This window comes from Haloferax sp. DFSO52 (assembly GCF_048158745.1).
Lineage (GTDB): Archaea > Halobacteriota > Halobacteria > Halobacteriales > Haloferacaceae > Haloferax.
The window spans coordinates 779481-794248 of record NZ_JBLOPB010000002.1; the positions used below are offsets into that span (position 1 = coordinate 779481).

Consider the following 14768-nt stretch of genomic DNA (forward strand, 5'->3'; position numbering starts at 1 on the left):
GAGAAGAACGACTACAGCACACAATCACGAGTCAGTGGCCCCAGAGTGCGCTTGAGCGACGGAACAAGAGAGATATACTCACGTTCATCGTGTCGTTTGAGAGCACGGACATCGCGTCTTGGTGGCGCTTCGTGGTTCGGACATCTCGTCTTGCTGGCGCGTCGCAACCGAGGCTCCTGACGAAACTGACTAGCTCAGACTCTCGACTCGGCAGTGCGTCGAGCGGTCGAAAGAAAAGAACGTCGCAGTGCCGGTTGCCGGACCGGCGTGTTGGTTACGTCGCGTTCAGCACTCGGACCAGCCGCAGTTCTGGCAGGTCTTACAGCCCTCGGAGTAGTAGAGGTTCATCTCTCCACACTCTGGGCACTCAGGACTCTCGCCGGCGGCCAGCAGGTCTGCGGTCGCGTCGGTCTTCTCGCTGGAACCATCGTCGACGGCGACGCCACCGTCCGTGTTGGTGTCGTCAGCCTTGGCGGCCTCTGCTTCGACTTCGGTCAGGTTCTTCTGCCGTGGGTAGCCCTTGTCGATGTCACCGTTGAGGTACCGGCGCATCGCGGTGCCGATGGCGTCCGGGATGGAGTTGATCTGCTCACCTTTGTCCCAGGCGACCTTCGGGCTCCGGATGCCCTTCAGTTCGTTCGCAATCTCTTCGGGGTCGACACCCGAGCGGAGCGACGTGGAGACGGTCTTCGCGAGCGCTTCGGTGAAGGACGCAGTGAAGCCACCGGAGTTACCGATGTTGGCGAACAGTTCGAACGGTTCACCGTTCTCGTCTTCGTTGATGTTGACGTAGAGCTTCCCGTAGCCCGTGTCGATGCGCTGGGTGACGCCGTAGAGCACGTCCGGACGGGGGCGCTTCTTGCCAACCTCACTGGGCGAGTCGGCGAAGGCGAGTTCGAGTTCGTCGCCGATGAGGTCGGAAGCTTCCTCGGATTCGAGGAAGGCTTCCACGTCGCCGAACACGTCGCGAATCTGCGAGACGATGGCTTCTGCGGCCTCTTCGTCGTCGGAGAACTCGGTGTTCTTCGCACGCGTGGTGAGGACCTGCTTCGAGCGGGTGCCGTCACGGTAGACGGTGACACCCTTGCCGCCGTGGTCGTAGATGTAGCGGTAGACTTCGTCCATGTCCTCCTTGGACGCGGAGTTCGGGAAGTTACAGGTCTTCGAGATGGCGGAGTCGACGCCCTCCTGCAGGGCACACTGGACACCGGCGTGTTCGAGGCCGGTCAGGTCGGCCGTGACGACGAACAGTTCGGAGATAGCGTCCGGAACGGACGAGAGCGAGGAGACGCCGTCGAACTCGTTGTTCGCCATCTGCTCTTGTGCCTCGCGCTTGACGGCCTCGACGTCGATGTCGTTGGCCTCCAGCACGCGGAGGAAGTAGTCGTCGAACTCGACGAGCATCTCGTCGCCCTGCACGTCGTCGGAGACGTTCTTGTAGTAGGCGACGTTGTAAATCGGCTCACAACCACCCGTGGTGTTCGACACCATCGACGTGGTGCCCGTCGGGGCAATCGTCGTCGTGTTGTGGTTGCGGATGGGGAAGCCGTCTGCCCAGTCGTCGGCGGATTCGCCGGTGTGATGTTCGAACCACTCGCGGTACTCGGTCGGGTTGGCGTACTTGGAGTCGGCCCACGCCTCGAACGACCCACGCTCTTCTGCGAGTTCGTGGGAGGCCCACTTGGACTGGTGGTTGATGTGGGTCATGAGTTGACGCGCCATCTCGTTGCCCTCGTCGGAGCCGTAGCGGACGCCGAGTTGGATGTAGAGCTGCGCGAGACCCATGATGCCGAGGCCAATCTTACGGAGTTCGCGGACCTTCTGTTCGATCTTCTCGACCGGGAAGTCCGACATCGTGACGACGTTCTCGAGGAAGCGCGTCCCGTTTTCGATGCGGTAGTCGAACTCGTCCCAGTCGATAGCGTCTTCGAGGAAGGCGTCGATAGCGGCCGAGCGGTCGTCGTACTCGTCGCCGTGTTCGGCGTACCAGACGCGCCAGTCGGGCGCGTCCACGTCGACGAGGGTCGAGAGATTGATGTGACCGAGGTTACACGCCTCGTACTCTTCGAGCGGCTGTTCGCCACACGGGTTGGTCGCGAGGATGCGGTGGTCGGGGTGTTTCTCGACGTCGAAGGAGTGTTCCTTGTTCGCGCGTTCGAGGTAGACGACACCCGGTTCGCCGTTCTCCCACGCGCCGTCGATAATCTGGTTCCAGATTTTGGCGGCAGGAATCGACAGCACTTCGCCGACTTCGACGTGCTCGCCGAGGCCGAACATGTCGTAGATTTCCTTCGTCTCAGGCGTGGCGATGTGCGGTTCTTCGGTACGCGGGTTGGTGAAGACGAACTCCTCGTCGTTGTAGAGCGCCTCCATGAAGCCGTCGGTGATGCCGACGGAGATGTTGAAGTTCGAGAGGTGGCCTTCGACGGCGTTCCGGAGGTGCTTGGGGACACGTCCGTCCTCGTCGATGAGTTCGCGTGCTTCTTCGAGCGCGTCTGCGAACTTCGTGTGCGTGAAGTCGTCAGGGTCGTTCAGACGAAGCGTGTGCGCCAGCGAGACGTCCTTGTTCTTCGCGTGGAGGAACTGGATGATGTCTGGGTGCGAGACGCGCATGACGCCCATCTGCGCGCCACGGCGGGCACCACCCTGCGCGATGGTCTCACACATCTGGTCGAACGTTCGCATGAACGTGATGGGGCCGGATGCGATACCACCGGTCGATCCGACTGCGTCGCCGTAGGGGCGGAGTTTCCAGAACGCGTAGCCCATGCCACCGCCGGACTGGAAGACCTCTGCGGCCTCCTTCGCGGTCTGGTGGATGTCGGTGATGTCGTCACCGGGGGAATCGACGAAACACGCCGACAGTTGCTGGAGTTCGTCGCCAGCGTTCATCAGCGTCGGCGAGTTCGGCATAAAGGAGAGCTGTTCCATCATGTCCTGGAACGTCGCGCGCTTTTCGACGACGACGTCGCGAATCTCCTCGGGGAGTTCGGGAACGAGCGTGTCGTACGCGAACTTGTTGACGTTGTAGACCGAGAGCGTCGTCTCGGCGTCGGTGTCGTCGGCTGTGACGCCTGTTCCGAAGACTTCTGCGGCGAGTTCGTCACGGCGCGGGTGGTCGGGCTTGAGAAGGTCGGGCGTGACGGTGATTTCGATGTCTCGCTGTTCGGCCTCGAAGACTGCCTCGGCGAGGGCGATGTTCTTCGCAACGCGAGGGAAGAGGTCTTCCTGCGTCTCGATCGGGTCGCCGTTGGCGTCTTTGCGGAGATACCGCGCAGGCAGGATGTTGTTGTAGGCGTTGCCAGTCATCCGTTCTGCGAGCGTCTCTCCTTCGGTCCGTTTGACCGGCAGGACGAGTTCGTCCGTCGAGAGTTCTGTGTCGCTCATCTTACTGTACCTCCCGCCCGAGGCGTGTTCGGGCGTGGTGTCGTAGGGTTCGTGAAAGTCCGCTCATTGTGACGATATTGGTGTGTGGGACGTGGTCGGTTAAGGCTTCGGACTCCGGGGCGTTTCACCCCCGAAACTATCACATATTGTGCAGTTAAGTGGAGGGGAACAACCCGGTTCCGAAACGCACAGTTTCTCTAGAGGAGAGCAGACCACATAACGGTAGCCAGAGCGGAGCGGAAGTGAAATAATACACCATGTAATCGACAGACGATATCCGGAAATGCAGTAGAATACGAGGGGGGACGAGAGGCCTCTGAAACAGTCACATGGGTGTGTGTCACGCGTTTTGGCCCGTAATATAAAGGAACCTATGACAAACATAAAGGCCAGAATTATCACAAAGCGTATATTTTTTACATCGGGGTTTTAGTGGGGGCTGAGAACACCCGATTTCGGGCATGTGAGTCTCCCATGGCTGACCCACGATATCGTGCAGCAAACTTATTCACCTCGCCGGTAACATATCCGGATATGGTACTATCACCCCTCGCACTCGTGCCGTTGCAACTCGGCGGATTCCTCTCTGGACCACTCGGGCAGATTCTCCTCGTCCTCGCCGCGATTGCGGTCGTCATCCTCGTCGGCCGTCTCGTGTTAAAAGTCGCATGGCGTCTCGTCACTATCGCGGCGATTATCGTCGGATTGCTGCTGTTGCTGTCGTTCTTCGGCATCAACGTCATCTAGACGACGAAGGAGGATACGAGACGAAGTGGAATCGACCGACAGGTTGCCGTTATTCGTTAGGCGACGTCGAACCCGGCGACTGCCGAGAGGAAATTTCTGACAACTCCGTGTCCCGACCCCGTGAGGACGCTCTCGGGGTGGAACTGCACACATTCGAGTGGGTACTCTCTGTGTCGGACACCCATGACGAGTGACTCACCGTCGTGGTCCGTGGTCGCCGTCACCGAAAAACAGTCGGGGACTTCGGTCGCGACGAGTGAGTGATACCGGCCTGCAGGAAATCCGTCTTCGATGCCGGTGAAGACACCCGCGCCGTCGTGGTCGACGGGAAACGCCTTGCCGTGTATCGGTTCCGGTGCGTGGCCAATCGTTCCGCCGTAGGCGTAGACGGCCGCTTCGAGGCCGAGACAGACACCGAGCGTCGGAATCTCCGTCGAGAGTTCCGTGAGGACGGCAGTCGTGACGCCCACGTCGCGCTCGTTTTTCGGGTGACCCGGACCGGGTGAGATGACGAGTGCGTCGGGTTCGAGGGCGCGAATCTCGTCGAGTGTGGCCGTGTTCTTTCGAACCACGATGTCGAGCGGTTCGCCATCGACTGTCTGTTCGGAGAAGTACTCCACGAGATTGTACGTGAACGAGTCGAAGTTGTCGACGACGACGACGCGCGTCATCGTGGGACCTCCGTCTGTCCGACCCCAGAACTCGCGGATTCGTACTCGATATTTCGGAGTGCGTCGAGGACGCCACCCATCTTCTGTTCGGTCTCGTCGTACTCCGAAGCAGGGTCCGAGTCAGCGACGATTCCAGCGCCCGCGCGGACGGTGACGACGTCTTCGTGACCGTCGGTTTCGACCGTCGCCGTCCGGATGACGATTGCCATGTCGGCGTCACCAGTCCACGAGTAGTAGCCGACGCCGCCGCCGTAGACGCCACGCGGGTCGTCTTCGAGGTCGTCGATAATCTCCATCGCACGAACCTTCGGCGCGCCCGTCAGGGTTCCGGCGGGGAACGTCGCACGAGTGGCGTCGAAACTATCGAACTCGGCGTCGAGCACGCCAGAGACGGTCGACTCGATGTGCTGGACGTGACTGTACTTGATGACGCTCATGAACTCCTCGACGCGGACGCTTCCCGGCGTCGAGACGCGGCGAACGTCGTTGCGCCCGAGGTCGACGAGCATCGTGTGCTCGGCGCGTTCTTTTCCGTCTGCGAGGAGTTCGCCAGCGAGTCTGCGGTCTTCGACCGGGCCGGACCCGCGTGGACACGTCCCCGCGATGGGGTTGACGACGACGCGGTCACCGCGAACGGAGACGAGCGTCTCTGGACTCGCGCCGACGACGTGTCGGTCTCCGTGGCGAAGCAGGTACATGTACGGAGAGGGGTTGACCTCGCGGAGCGAGGCGTACAGACCGACGGGGTCGATCTGTCCCCGGAGTTTCCGGGTGCGCGAGAGGACGCCCTGATAGATGTCGCCGTCGCGGACGTGCTCTTTCGTCTTTCTCACTGCGGCCTCGTAGGACGCTCGCGATCCAGCCTCTGCACTGGTTCGTTCGAATCCGCCGGGTTTGGGGTCGTCAGCAGTTGTCAGCGTCTCACTGACCGCTTCAGCTTCTTCGACGACGGCGTCGTAGACGGCTGCGACGTCGTCGTCTGGGGTGACGACCGGCGTGCAGACGAGTCGGACTGTATCTTCGCGGTGGTCGAACGCGAGCGTCTTCGTCGTCAGGACGAACTCGGCGTCGAGGTCGTCAGTCTCGGGTCGCTCGCGGCCAACTTCGTCCAACCAGAGGTCGTAGACGGCTTCGTAGGCGAGGAATCCGACGAGCCCACCGGTGAGCGTCTGGCGCTCCATCTCGGGGAAGTTGACGCGCGGAAGGTCTGGGAGTGCGCCGCGAAGCGAATCGAGTACGTCGCCGTCGGTTTCGCGAACGAACGCCGCTGCCGGGCCGCCGAGGTCAGTTATCTCGGTTCCGTCCGGGCCGACTGTGACGACTGCTTCGGGGTCGTAGCCAACGAACGAAAACCTCGCGTGCGAATCGGCCGTCGTTGCGGGTGAAGAAAACGCACCCTGTGGGTTGCTCGACGAGACTTTCTCGGCGCTCTCCAGAAGGAATCCGTACTCGCTCTGGTCTGCGAGTGCCGTGTACGCCGCGAGTGGGTCGATATCCACGTCGAGGTCGGTCACGAGATGCGTCACGACGGGTTCGTCGTAGTCGGCGACAGCAGAGACGAACGCTTCACGACTGGTTTCTGGTCGCGTCACGCGGGCACCTCCTCGTGGTCCTCTGCGTTCTGGTCGGTTTGTGCGTTCTGGGCCTCGGTGACGAAGGTTCGAACCGCGTCGTGGTCTTTGACTCCGCCGGAGGCCTCGACGCCGCTGGCGACATCGACGCTGTCAGGGCAGACTGTTCGAATCGCGTCGGCGACGTTACCGGGAGTCAGTCCGCCGGCGAGAATCACGGGGACATCGACTGCGTCGACGAGCGCGCGTGAGGCGTCCCAATCGTGCGTCTGGCCGGTTCCGCCGGCACCTGAATCAGAGGGGGTGTCGACGAGGATACCGTCCACAGCAGGGGCGAGCGTGCGCGCACGCGCCACGTCAGTTGCTTCGACGACGGGGACGACCCGAACGCCTTCGTCGCGCAGCGACGCGAGTTCGTCTGCCGAGAAGTCGCCGTGGAGTTGGAGGACGTCGGGTCTGACCTCGCGGACGAGTTCGCGGGCGTGGTCGACGGAGTCGGGCATCGTCACGAGCGTCGTCGAGAGGAACGGTGGTGCCGCATCGAAGAGTTCGCGGGCGCGTTCGCGCGAGATTTCACGCGGTGTCTCGACGGGAACTTCGCAGATTGCGCCGACAGCATCTGCACCAGCGTCGGCGACGACGCGGAGGTCCGTCTCGCGGGTGACCCCGCAGACTTTCACACGGACCATCTCACGCCTCCCGAAGCGCGTCGAGTTTGGCTATTGCGGCACCGGAGTCGATAGCGTCGCGGGCAACGTCGACGCCAGCATCGAGCGAGTCTGCGAGGCCAGCGACGTAGACGGCAGCGCCTGCGTTGGCGAGGATAAGGTCCCGTTTGGCTCCGGTCACGTCTCCCGTCAGGATGCCTTCGAGGTCACGGGCGTTCTCCTGTGGTGACCCACCGGCGACGGCGCTGATTGGAGCCTGGTCGAGGCCGAGGTCTGTGGGTGTGAGCGTGTATTCGGTGATGTCTTCGCCGTCGACTTCTGCGACGGTCGTCGCGTCGTGGAGCGCGATTTCGTCCATGCCAGCGCCGTGGACGACGAGAGCGCGCTCGACAGGCATGTGTGCGAGTGCGCGAGCGACAATCGGCACGAGGTCGGGGTCGTAGACACCGAGTACCTGTGCGTCGGCTCCGGCGGGGTTCGTCAGCGGGCCGAGGACGTTGAAAATCGTGCGCATGCCGAGTTCTTTCCGCGGGCCGATGACGGCCTTCATCGCGGGGTGGAACACGGGGGCGAGCATGAAGCCAACGCCGTTTTCGTCGATACACCGCTCGACGGATTCGGGGTCGGCTTCGACGTTGACTCCGGCGACTTCGAGCACGTCGGCACTCCCAGAAGACGAAGAGACGGAGTAGTTGCCGTGTTTGGCGACTGCCGCGCCCGCACCGGCGGCCACGAGCGCGCTCGTCGTGGAGACGTTGATGGTGTCGTAGTCGTCGCCACCGGTTCCGCAAGTGTCGACGAGTGGGTCACGAGATGGCTCGATAGTAAGCGCGGCGTCGCGCATCCCCTGTGCGAATCCTGCGATTTCGGCTTCAGTCTCGCCCTTCGCCCGCAGTCCCGTGAGGAGGGCACCGATTTGCGCCTCGGTCGCATCCTCGAACACAGCGCGTGCGGCGTCGCGCGCCTCCTCGACAGTCAAATCAGAACCAGCAGTGACGCGTTCGATGTAATCTTGCATTGGTAATCACCAGTGTACGTGTTCGTGTTATGATGTACAAATTCGTACATCGACTTAAGGATGTCGGGCTGGCGAAACTCGCCGGATTCGGACGGTCGCGCTGTGTGTCGAATCGCCCGTGTATGGTGCACAGACGTACCACGGGAGGAATCGCCGCACGTGGTCGGATTCGAAAGCTTAAATTGTAACCCCGGGTAACGGAGAAGTACGTCCGAACGGGCGTGGGAAGCACCGTAACCGGGTTGGTGGTCTAGTCTGGTTATGACACCTCCTTGACATGGAGGAGGCCGGCAGTTCAAATCTGCCCCAACCCACTACACTTCCCACGTTTTCGGAGTTCGGTCGATGTTCGCAACTCCGGGTTGGTGGTCTAGTCTGGTTATGACACCTCCTTGACATGGAGGAGGCCGGCAGTTCAAATCTGCCCCAACCCATTTTCTGATTCCTCGCAACTCTGAGCGACGCTTCCGTGAGCGAAGCGAACGAAGTGGAGCGAGGAGTCTGTGGAATCGAAAATGGTGACGGGTGATTTGAACTCGGGAGCGACTGAAAGGAGCGACCAAAGTTCAAATCTGCCCTAAGTCACGACATCGCCTATCTTCCAGCAGTCAACCATTCGTACTAACGAAGAGTCATCTAGAATTTCTACTCCAGGATTATATTATGTGTTGACAATTTAGAATTGAGTAATATGTTGAATGGTTTAATTCAAATCGAGCTGGCATTCCCGGGATGGTGGACCGCATTAGGATTGTGTGGACTCTTGATTGACTTCATCGCCGCTCTCCTCTTGGCGATGGGGGGAACCGAGTGGTTTTTGAACAAAACCAACCGTTGGGTTACTAAAGACTTCAGTGAGCCAGCCCGAGAAGCCTACGACGACCTGAGAGCTGAAGGTCGACTCGATGAGGATACGAATTCGTTTAAATTCCTTGCCGAGGTCTTTGACCCGTACATCCACGGTGACATCCAATCGTTTGACTACGAAGAGACGGATACACTACTTGGTGATAAGGTGGTGATTGAATTCGCATCTGGTCACGAAGAGGAATATAATCAGGCGGTAGTCCAAAATGCGATAGAGAAGTTCGAGACCGAGTTTGCTAGGAGTCTTAGAGATAGACTCTCAGTTGTGTTCGGGATTTTACTAGTTGTTGGATTCAGCTTACAATTGGTTTCGTTTTTCGTCCGCAACTTCGTTGCGTAGGTAGATACGTGTCAATTACAAAGCTCCTTAATCGTCCGCCGGCAGCAACGCTGGCGGCGAAACCGCCCGGTGCTTGTACATTCGCGCCACCTGCAACACGACGGCGTACCCGACGACGGCCATCGCGAGTGCGAGAATCGTGTTTCCGAGTAGTTGTCGAGAGAGGATATCGAATCCCGAGTTGAGCGATACGTCGGAGACTGACACACCAGGAACGGGGCCGAGGATGTACGACCCAACCCAGAAACTCGCGCCGTAGACGGCGAACTTGACGGGGGGATTGAAGATGACGAGTGTGGAGGCAAGCGCGAGTTTGCTCGCTCGCTCGAAGAAGTAGGCGATGAGTGCGAACAGTGCGAGCGCCGTGCCGGCAGTCGGCATCGCGACGAAGAACACACCGAACGCGAAACTCACCGCAATCTCGTGGGGCGTGTGTTCGGCTGCAAAGGCACGTTCGATTCCCGACCACACACGGCCACGAATCGACGCTACTCTCTGGCGCACAGGTACCGGCTAGATGGGCGTGTGTACTATCAACTCTTCGCCGTGCGAGACGCTCTCTATCGAATTCAGGAGTTCGAGACTATCTGAATCGCCGGTCAGATTCCCACTTGCTCTTGAGTTCCATCATCTCTCCGACGCCACGGGCGACGTCGGAGACGTGGAAGGCGATGTCGGTGGCAGTCACGATGCCGACCATCTCCGTTCCGTCGACGACGACGAGTTTCTTCACGCGCTCGTCGCGCATCTTCTGTGCGGCCATCCGATTCGTCGAGTCCGGACGGATCCACTTGATCGGATGCGACATGACCGCGCGAGTCGGAATCGAAGACAGCGGCGTGTCGCTGGAGACACCGGCACGGAGAACGTCAGATTCGGTGACGATACCGACTGGCCCGCGGTCGGTGGTCACCACGACACTTCCTGCGCCGTGATGGAGCATCGACCGTGCGCACGAGGCGACACTGGAGTCGACGCCGATCGTCGCCACGTCTTCGGTCATGACTTCGTCGACCCGCATCGTCAGTCGTCGTCGGACACCCGAACTGCAGTGACTGGGTGCGAATCGGCGTTCGTCGTCGAGGCACGTCGTATCTTGACAGCCGTTTCTGGTTCTGCTGTATGATATTTAGAACCGATACTCGTCGAATCGAGCGTCGAATTGAGCGTCGGATCGAGAGCGGTTCTGGATGGAGAATAGAACACTCGATTCGTATCAACCGAGGGCCGTAGCCGAATAGTTCTCTCCGTGCCGGTAGGACTAGCCATTACCGAACCTAACCAGAATGGTGCGCATAAATCCGTCCACTCGAATATCAACTCCGATAACTTTCCGTTCAACTCCCCGAGACCATCACGGTCGATAACGCCGATATCGATACATGTGTCGGACGCTAGCGTATCCCATGGATATTGGTCTCCGACTCGTGGTGGCGGGCGTTTGCATCGTCGCCCCGTCGTTGTTGTTCGTCGGATTCGTCCGTCTCCTCGACCGGATGCGAGAGGATGCGCTCGTCGAACGAGTTCTCGACAGACTCGACGAAGACACTCACGAGATGGGAACGTCAGTCGACCCGACGACGTTCCTCCGAACGGCACAGGAAAAATCGCGTCAGCGGATGATTCCCTGCGCGGAGTGCGGCGCGCCGAACGTCGCCGGAAGCACTCGGTGTGGGTTGTGTGGGACGCGATTGAGAAATCGGGTCGGTCGGTGACGGAGTCGCCCGTTCCTTCGAACTCCCGGTCACGGTGCCGTCCCGAAGCAGTCGCTCGAGCGTCGAAAAACGAAGAGAGAGAGCGAAGACTTAGAGGAAGTCTTCGATGTGGTCTGCGACTTCGTTCGGGGTGTCGCCGACGGGAACGCCCGCGTCGTTGAGGGCGTTGATTTTGGACTCTGCGGTGCCGGTTCCGGACCCGGAGACGATAGCGCCAGCGTGACCCATACGCTTGCCCGGTGGTGCCGTGCGGCCGGCGATGAAGCCAGCGACGGGCGTGTCCATGTTCTCCGCGATGAACTTCGCGGCCTGTTCTTCGTCTTCGCCACCGATCTCACCGCACATGGCGACGGCCTTCGTGTCGGGGTCGTTCTCGAACGCTTCGAGTGCGTCGACGAACGACGTACCGATGATCGGGTCGCCACCGATACCGATTGCGGTGGTCTGGCCGATGCCGCGTTCGGTCAGGTTCGAGACAACCTGGTACGTGAGGGTTCCGGAGCGCGAGACGAGGCCGACGTTCCCCGATTCGAAGATGTTGCCGGGGAGGATACCGAGTTTGGCCTCGCCGGGCGTGATGATGCCCGGGCAGTTGGGGCCGATGAGATTGGTGTCGACTTCGGAGAGTCGCTTGTTCACCTTGGCCATGTCCTGCGTGGGGACACCTTCGGTGATGGCGACGACGAGGTCGAGGTCCGTGTCGAGTGCCTCGAAGATGGCGTCACCAGCGAACGCCGGCGGGACGAAGACGACAGACGCGTTGGCGTCTTCTTCTTCGACGGCCTGCGAGACGGTGTCGTAGACGGGGACGCCTTCGACTTCCTGACCGCCCTTGCCGGGGACTGCGCCGGCAACGACGTTCGTGCCGTATTCCATCATCTGCTGGGTGTGGAAGCGGCCTTCCCCACCGGTGATACCCTGTACAACTACGCGCGTGTCGTCGTCGACGAAAATACTCATTGGGACACCTCCTGTGCGTTCTTGACGGCACGCTGGACTGCATCCTCCAGCGTCCCTTCGACCTGTACGAGGTCCGTGTTCAGAATCTCCATGCCTTCTTCGGCGTTCGTGCCTGCGAGGCGGACGACGACCGGTTTCGGAATCTCGTCGAAGCTTTCGAGTGCCTCGTTGATACCCTTGGCAACCTCGTCGCCACGGGTGATACCACCGAAGATGTTGAAGACGACGGAGTCGACGTTCTCGTCGGAGAAGACCATGTCCAGCGCGTTCGCCACGCGTTCGGCCTTCGCGCCGCCGCCGATGTCGAGGAAGTTGGCGGGTTTGCCACCGAAGTAGTCCACGAGGTCGAGCGTCGTCATGACGAGGCCGGCACCGTTGCCGATGATACCGACGTTGCCCGACAGACGGACGTAGTCGAAGCCGTATTCGCCAGCCTTGGCTTCGAGCTCGTCCTCGTAGGAGTCTTCTTCCATCGCCGCGAGGTCTTCGTGGCGGAAGAGCGCGTCGTCGTCGATGTTCATGACGGCGTCCGCGGCGACGACGTCGCGGTCGGACGTGATCATGACGGGGTTGATTTCGATGTCGGACGCGTCGTTCGACTCGTAGAGGTCGTAGAGCGTCGAGAGGAACGAGGCGACGTCGAACGCGACGTCACGCGGGATGCCCGCGTCGAAGACGATTTTGCGGGCCTGATACGGGTGCAGACCGAACGCGGGGTCGATGTGTTCGCGTGCGATGGCGTCGGGGTTCTCCTCGGCGACTTCCTCGATGTTGACGCCACCTTCGGTCGAGACCATCGCGACGGGTTTGCCCTCGCCGCGGTCCATCGTGATACCGACGTACAGTTCGTTCTCGAAGTCGACGCCGGCCTCGACGAGGACCTTCTCGACGGTGTAGCCTTTGAGGTCCATCCCGAGGATGTCCTCGGCGGCCTGCCGAGCTTCGTCTTCGTCCATGGCGATTTTGATACCGCCGGCCTTGCCACGTCCGCCGACGTGAACCTGTGCCTTGATTGCAGCCGGGTATCCGATGTCCTCGACCGCCTCCATAACCTCGTCTACAGACGACGCGAGACGGGACTCTGGGACCGGAATCCCTGCCTCAGCGAAGATATCCTTCGCCTGGTATTCGTGAAGCTTCATTACCATCCGTGGGAGGGGAAGGCACGCGCTTAAATCCCATCCATCTCGGTTTGCGTAATCCGGCGAAATTCGCCGAGTGGGGAGTACTCGTGGGAAAATTAATATTTTCAACCAGTCCTGCTGAGTGGCGCTTACGAACCCCACAGTACCGGTGGTTCCGTTCTCACTAGCTGAGGAATATCGGCGTGTGTTAGGTGTGAGACGACGTACGCTCTGTATGGCGACGAAGGCGACAGACCGACGTGTACCGGCAGGGACGGGGTGGGTAATCGGGATGGTGTTCGGCCTCGTGTTGGGTGCAGTCGGGTGGTGGATGACCCGAGAGATAACGATACTCCTCGTTATCTTCGTCGCGACGGGGACTGCGTTGGGCTACGCGCTCGAACAGACGCTGAATCCGACACCACTGACGCCGACGCAACGACGCCTCATGCTGGCACTGCTGGTTCTCGGTGTCGTCGTTGGCGGGGCTGTGTTCCTCTACGCCTCGATTCTCGGCTAATTGCTGGCTTCGGCGGATACGCTTCGTGGTTGGCCGCTGTGTCCGATTTTATCAATGATGCCGACTCACATCCAGTCATGCGCGCGGTCAGATTCCACGAACACGGCGGACGCGACGTACTGCAAGTAGACGATATCGACACACCAGAACCACAGGACGACGAAGTCCTCGTTGAAGTCGTCGCGGCGGGTGTCAACCCCGTCGATACCTACTTCCGCGAAGGGTCGTACAAACCGTTCGCCATGCCGATGATTCCCGGCGTCGATGTTGCGGGCGACGTCGCCGCAGTCGGACCGAACGTGACGGACTTCGAGGAAGGCGACGCCGTCGTCGGAACCGGCATCGGGAAGGACCACTACGGCGGCTACGCAGAGTTCGCTGCCGTCCCGACCGACCGTCTCGCAGTGCTCCCAGACGACGCCGACCTCGTCGCTGCCGGTGGTGCGGGCGTCGCGGGCGTCACCGCGTGGCGCGCACTCGTCGACCACGGAGAGATGCAACTCGGTGAGACGGTGCTGATTCACGGTGGGTCGGGTGGCGTCGGCCACGCCGCAGTCCAACTCGCCGCAGCGGCAGGCGCACACGTCGTCGCAACCGCGGCACCCGACTACCACGAACGCGTGTCGGAACTCGGTGCAGACGTGGTACTCGATTACAACCGCGACGACCTCGCTGAGGCAGTCACAGACGCCGCGGTCGGTGACGGCGTCGACCTGACGCTCGACCACCGCCTCGACGACTATCTCCAGTTCGACGCCGACGTCGCGGCGACTGGTGGCCGAATCGTCGGTATCGGCGAGAACGACCCACAGGTCGGGTTCGACCTCTCGTCGTCCGCGCGTGGGAAGGACCTCTCGATCACGATGATGAGTATGTTCAACACCCCGGAACTCGCCGCCCCACTGTGTGAACTCGCCGGAATGGTCGACGCGGGCGAGTTCGAAATCGACGTCGCACGAACCTACGACCTCGACGAGGCCGCCGAAGCACAGCGTGCTGTGATGGAAGATAGCTTCCTCGGGAAACTCGTCATCACGCCCTGAGCACTGACCGGCTCTGTTGTTGGAGTCGACGCGTGCGGCGGCCACACTGCCGCGACCGAATTGTGGGCACGCGTTTCCGCGACCGGGTTCTGGACACACGTTGCCGCGACCGAATTATGGGCAATGCTGACGTAGGA

At 60.8% G+C, this 14768-nt stretch carries 14 protein-coding genes and 2 tRNA genes; 7 read left to right on the plus strand and 9 right to left on the minus strand.

All coding sequences use genetic code 11. The annotated features are described in order from the left end of the window. Positions 1–285: 285 nt before the first annotated feature. Positions 286–3387, minus strand: a complete 3102-nt coding sequence (locus ACK3SC_RS13460; protein WP_416840703.1) for an adenosylcobalamin-dependent ribonucleoside-diphosphate reductase — start codon at positions 3385–3387, stop codon at positions 286–288. Between the two features lie 534 nt (positions 3388–3921). Here ACK3SC_RS13460 and ACK3SC_RS13465 point away from each other — a divergent pair. Then, positions 3922–4134, plus strand: a complete 213-nt coding sequence (locus ACK3SC_RS13465) for a hypothetical protein (protein WP_416840704.1) — start codon at positions 3922–3924, stop codon at positions 4132–4134. 56 nt (positions 4135–4190) lie between these two features. Here ACK3SC_RS13465 and trpG read toward each other — a convergent pair whose 3' ends face one another. From trpG to trpD, 4 genes are read right to left on the minus strand one after another with little or no spacing between them, the layout of a single operon-like run. After that, a complete protein-coding gene (gene trpG, locus ACK3SC_RS13470) occupies positions 4191–4805 on the minus strand; it encodes an anthranilate synthase component II (protein ID WP_416840705.1) in 615 nt (204 codons plus the stop codon). Continuing rightward, positions 4802–6397 (minus strand): anthranilate synthase component I, encoded by a 1596-nt coding sequence (gene trpE, locus ACK3SC_RS13475; protein ID WP_416840706.1) that lies wholly within the window; start codon positions 6395–6397, stop codon positions 4802–4804. Before trpE ends, trpG begins: the two co-directional genes overlap by 4 nt. After that, positions 6394–7065 (minus strand): phosphoribosylanthranilate isomerase, encoded by a 672-nt coding sequence (locus tag ACK3SC_RS13480; protein WP_416840707.1) that lies wholly within the window; start codon positions 7063–7065, stop codon positions 6394–6396. The genes trpE and ACK3SC_RS13480 overlap by 4 nt, the downstream gene beginning before the upstream one ends. Position 7066: 1 nt before the next feature. Then, entirely contained in the window at positions 7067–8062 is a 996-nt protein-coding gene (gene trpD / locus ACK3SC_RS13485) for an anthranilate phosphoribosyltransferase (RefSeq protein ID WP_416840708.1), read from the minus strand. A 239-nt stretch (positions 8063–8301) separates the two neighbouring features. Here trpD and ACK3SC_RS13490 point away from each other — a divergent pair. The 3 genes from ACK3SC_RS13490 to ACK3SC_RS13500 all read left to right on the plus strand — a co-directional run bounded on the left by ACK3SC_RS13490 (position 8302) and on the right by ACK3SC_RS13500 (position 9269). Continuing rightward, positions 8302–8376, plus strand: a tRNA-Val gene (locus tag ACK3SC_RS13490). Between the two features lie 45 nt (positions 8377–8421). Further along, positions 8422–8496, plus strand: a tRNA-Val gene (locus ACK3SC_RS13495). Positions 8497–8825: 329 nt separating this feature from the next. Further along, complete coding sequence (locus ACK3SC_RS13500; RefSeq protein WP_416840709.1) at positions 8826–9269, plus strand: hypothetical protein; 444 nt, start codon at positions 8826–8828, stop codon at positions 9267–9269. Between the two features lie 27 nt (positions 9270–9296). On the opposite strand, the gene ACK3SC_RS13505 is transcribed toward ACK3SC_RS13500, so the two are convergent. Continuing rightward, positions 9297–9773 (minus strand): DUF2062 domain-containing protein, encoded by a 477-nt coding sequence (locus tag ACK3SC_RS13505; protein ID WP_416840710.1) that lies wholly within the window; start codon positions 9771–9773, stop codon positions 9297–9299. Positions 9774–9852: 79 nt separating this feature from the next. Next, positions 9853–10290 (minus strand): CBS domain-containing protein, encoded by a 438-nt coding sequence (locus ACK3SC_RS13510; protein WP_416840711.1) that lies wholly within the window; start codon positions 10288–10290, stop codon positions 9853–9855. 385 nt (positions 10291–10675) lie between these two features. Here ACK3SC_RS13510 and ACK3SC_RS13515 point away from each other — a divergent pair, with 385 nt between their 5' ends. Continuing rightward, the gene (locus ACK3SC_RS13515) at positions 10676–10984 is read left to right on the plus strand and encodes a zinc ribbon domain-containing protein (protein ID WP_416840712.1); all 309 of its coding nucleotides are present in this window, start codon (positions 10676–10678) and stop codon (positions 10982–10984) included. A gap of 90 nt (positions 10985–11074) precedes the next feature. Here ACK3SC_RS13515 and sucD read toward each other — a convergent pair whose 3' ends face one another. Both sucD and sucC read right to left on the minus strand, forming a co-directional pair. Next, positions 11075–11944 (minus strand): succinate--CoA ligase subunit alpha, encoded by an 870-nt coding sequence (gene sucD / locus ACK3SC_RS13520; protein WP_416840713.1) that lies wholly within the window; start codon positions 11942–11944, stop codon positions 11075–11077. Next, positions 11941–13086 (minus strand): ADP-forming succinate--CoA ligase subunit beta, encoded by a 1146-nt coding sequence (gene sucC, locus ACK3SC_RS13525; RefSeq protein WP_416840714.1) that lies wholly within the window; start codon positions 13084–13086, stop codon positions 11941–11943. Before sucC ends, sucD begins: the two co-directional genes overlap by 4 nt. A 217-nt stretch (positions 13087–13303) precedes the next feature. On the opposite strand from sucC, the gene ACK3SC_RS13530 reads away from it, so the two are divergent. Together ACK3SC_RS13530 and ACK3SC_RS13535 are read left to right on the plus strand one after the other, a co-directional pair. Next, a complete protein-coding gene (locus ACK3SC_RS13530; RefSeq protein ID WP_416840715.1) occupies positions 13304–13588 on the plus strand; it encodes a hypothetical protein in 285 nt (94 codons plus the stop codon). A 77-nt stretch (positions 13589–13665) separates the two neighbouring features. Beyond that, positions 13666–14631: an NADPH:quinone reductase gene (locus ACK3SC_RS13535; RefSeq protein WP_416840716.1), complete on the plus strand. Its 966-nt coding sequence runs from the start codon at positions 13666–13668 to the stop codon at positions 14629–14631. Positions 14632–14768: the final 137 nt, after the last annotated feature.

What these genes read in the sequence shown, in the direction of transcription:
- ACK3SC_RS13460 (WP_416840703.1), bottom strand. Translation starts at nt 3,387, where the DNA reads ATGAGCGACACAGAACTCTCGACGGACGAACTCGTCCTGCCGGTCAAA.
- ACK3SC_RS13465 (WP_416840704.1), top strand. Translation starts at nt 3,922, where the DNA reads ATGGTACTATCACCCCTCGCACTCGTGCCGTTGCAACTCGGCGGATTC.
- trpG (WP_416840705.1), bottom strand. Translation starts at nt 4,805, where the DNA reads ATGACGCGCGTCGTCGTCGTCGACAACTTCGACTCGTTCACGTACAAT.
- ACK3SC_RS13480 (WP_416840707.1), bottom strand. Translation starts at nt 7,065, where the DNA reads ATGGTCCGTGTGAAAGTCTGCGGGGTCACCCGCGAGACGGACCTCCGC.
- trpD (WP_416840708.1), bottom strand. Translation starts at nt 8,062, where the DNA reads ATGCAAGATTACATCGAACGCGTCACTGCTGGTTCTGATTTGACTGTC.
- ACK3SC_RS13510 (WP_416840711.1), bottom strand. Translation starts at nt 10,290, where the DNA reads ATGCGGGTCGACGAAGTCATGACCGAAGACGTGGCGACGATCGGCGTC.
- ACK3SC_RS13515 (WP_416840712.1), top strand. Translation starts at nt 10,676, where the DNA reads ATGGATATTGGTCTCCGACTCGTGGTGGCGGGCGTTTGCATCGTCGCC.
- sucD (WP_416840713.1), bottom strand. Translation starts at nt 11,944, where the DNA reads ATGAGTATTTTCGTCGACGACGACACGCGCGTAGTTGTACAGGGTATC.
- sucC (WP_416840714.1), bottom strand. Translation starts at nt 13,086, where the DNA reads ATGAAGCTTCACGAATACCAGGCGAAGGATATCTTCGCTGAGGCAGGG.
- ACK3SC_RS13530 (WP_416840715.1), top strand. Translation starts at nt 13,304, where the DNA reads ATGGCGACGAAGGCGACAGACCGACGTGTACCGGCAGGGACGGGGTGG.
- ACK3SC_RS13535 (WP_416840716.1), top strand. Translation starts at nt 13,666, where the DNA reads ATGCGCGCGGTCAGATTCCACGAACACGGCGGACGCGACGTACTGCAA.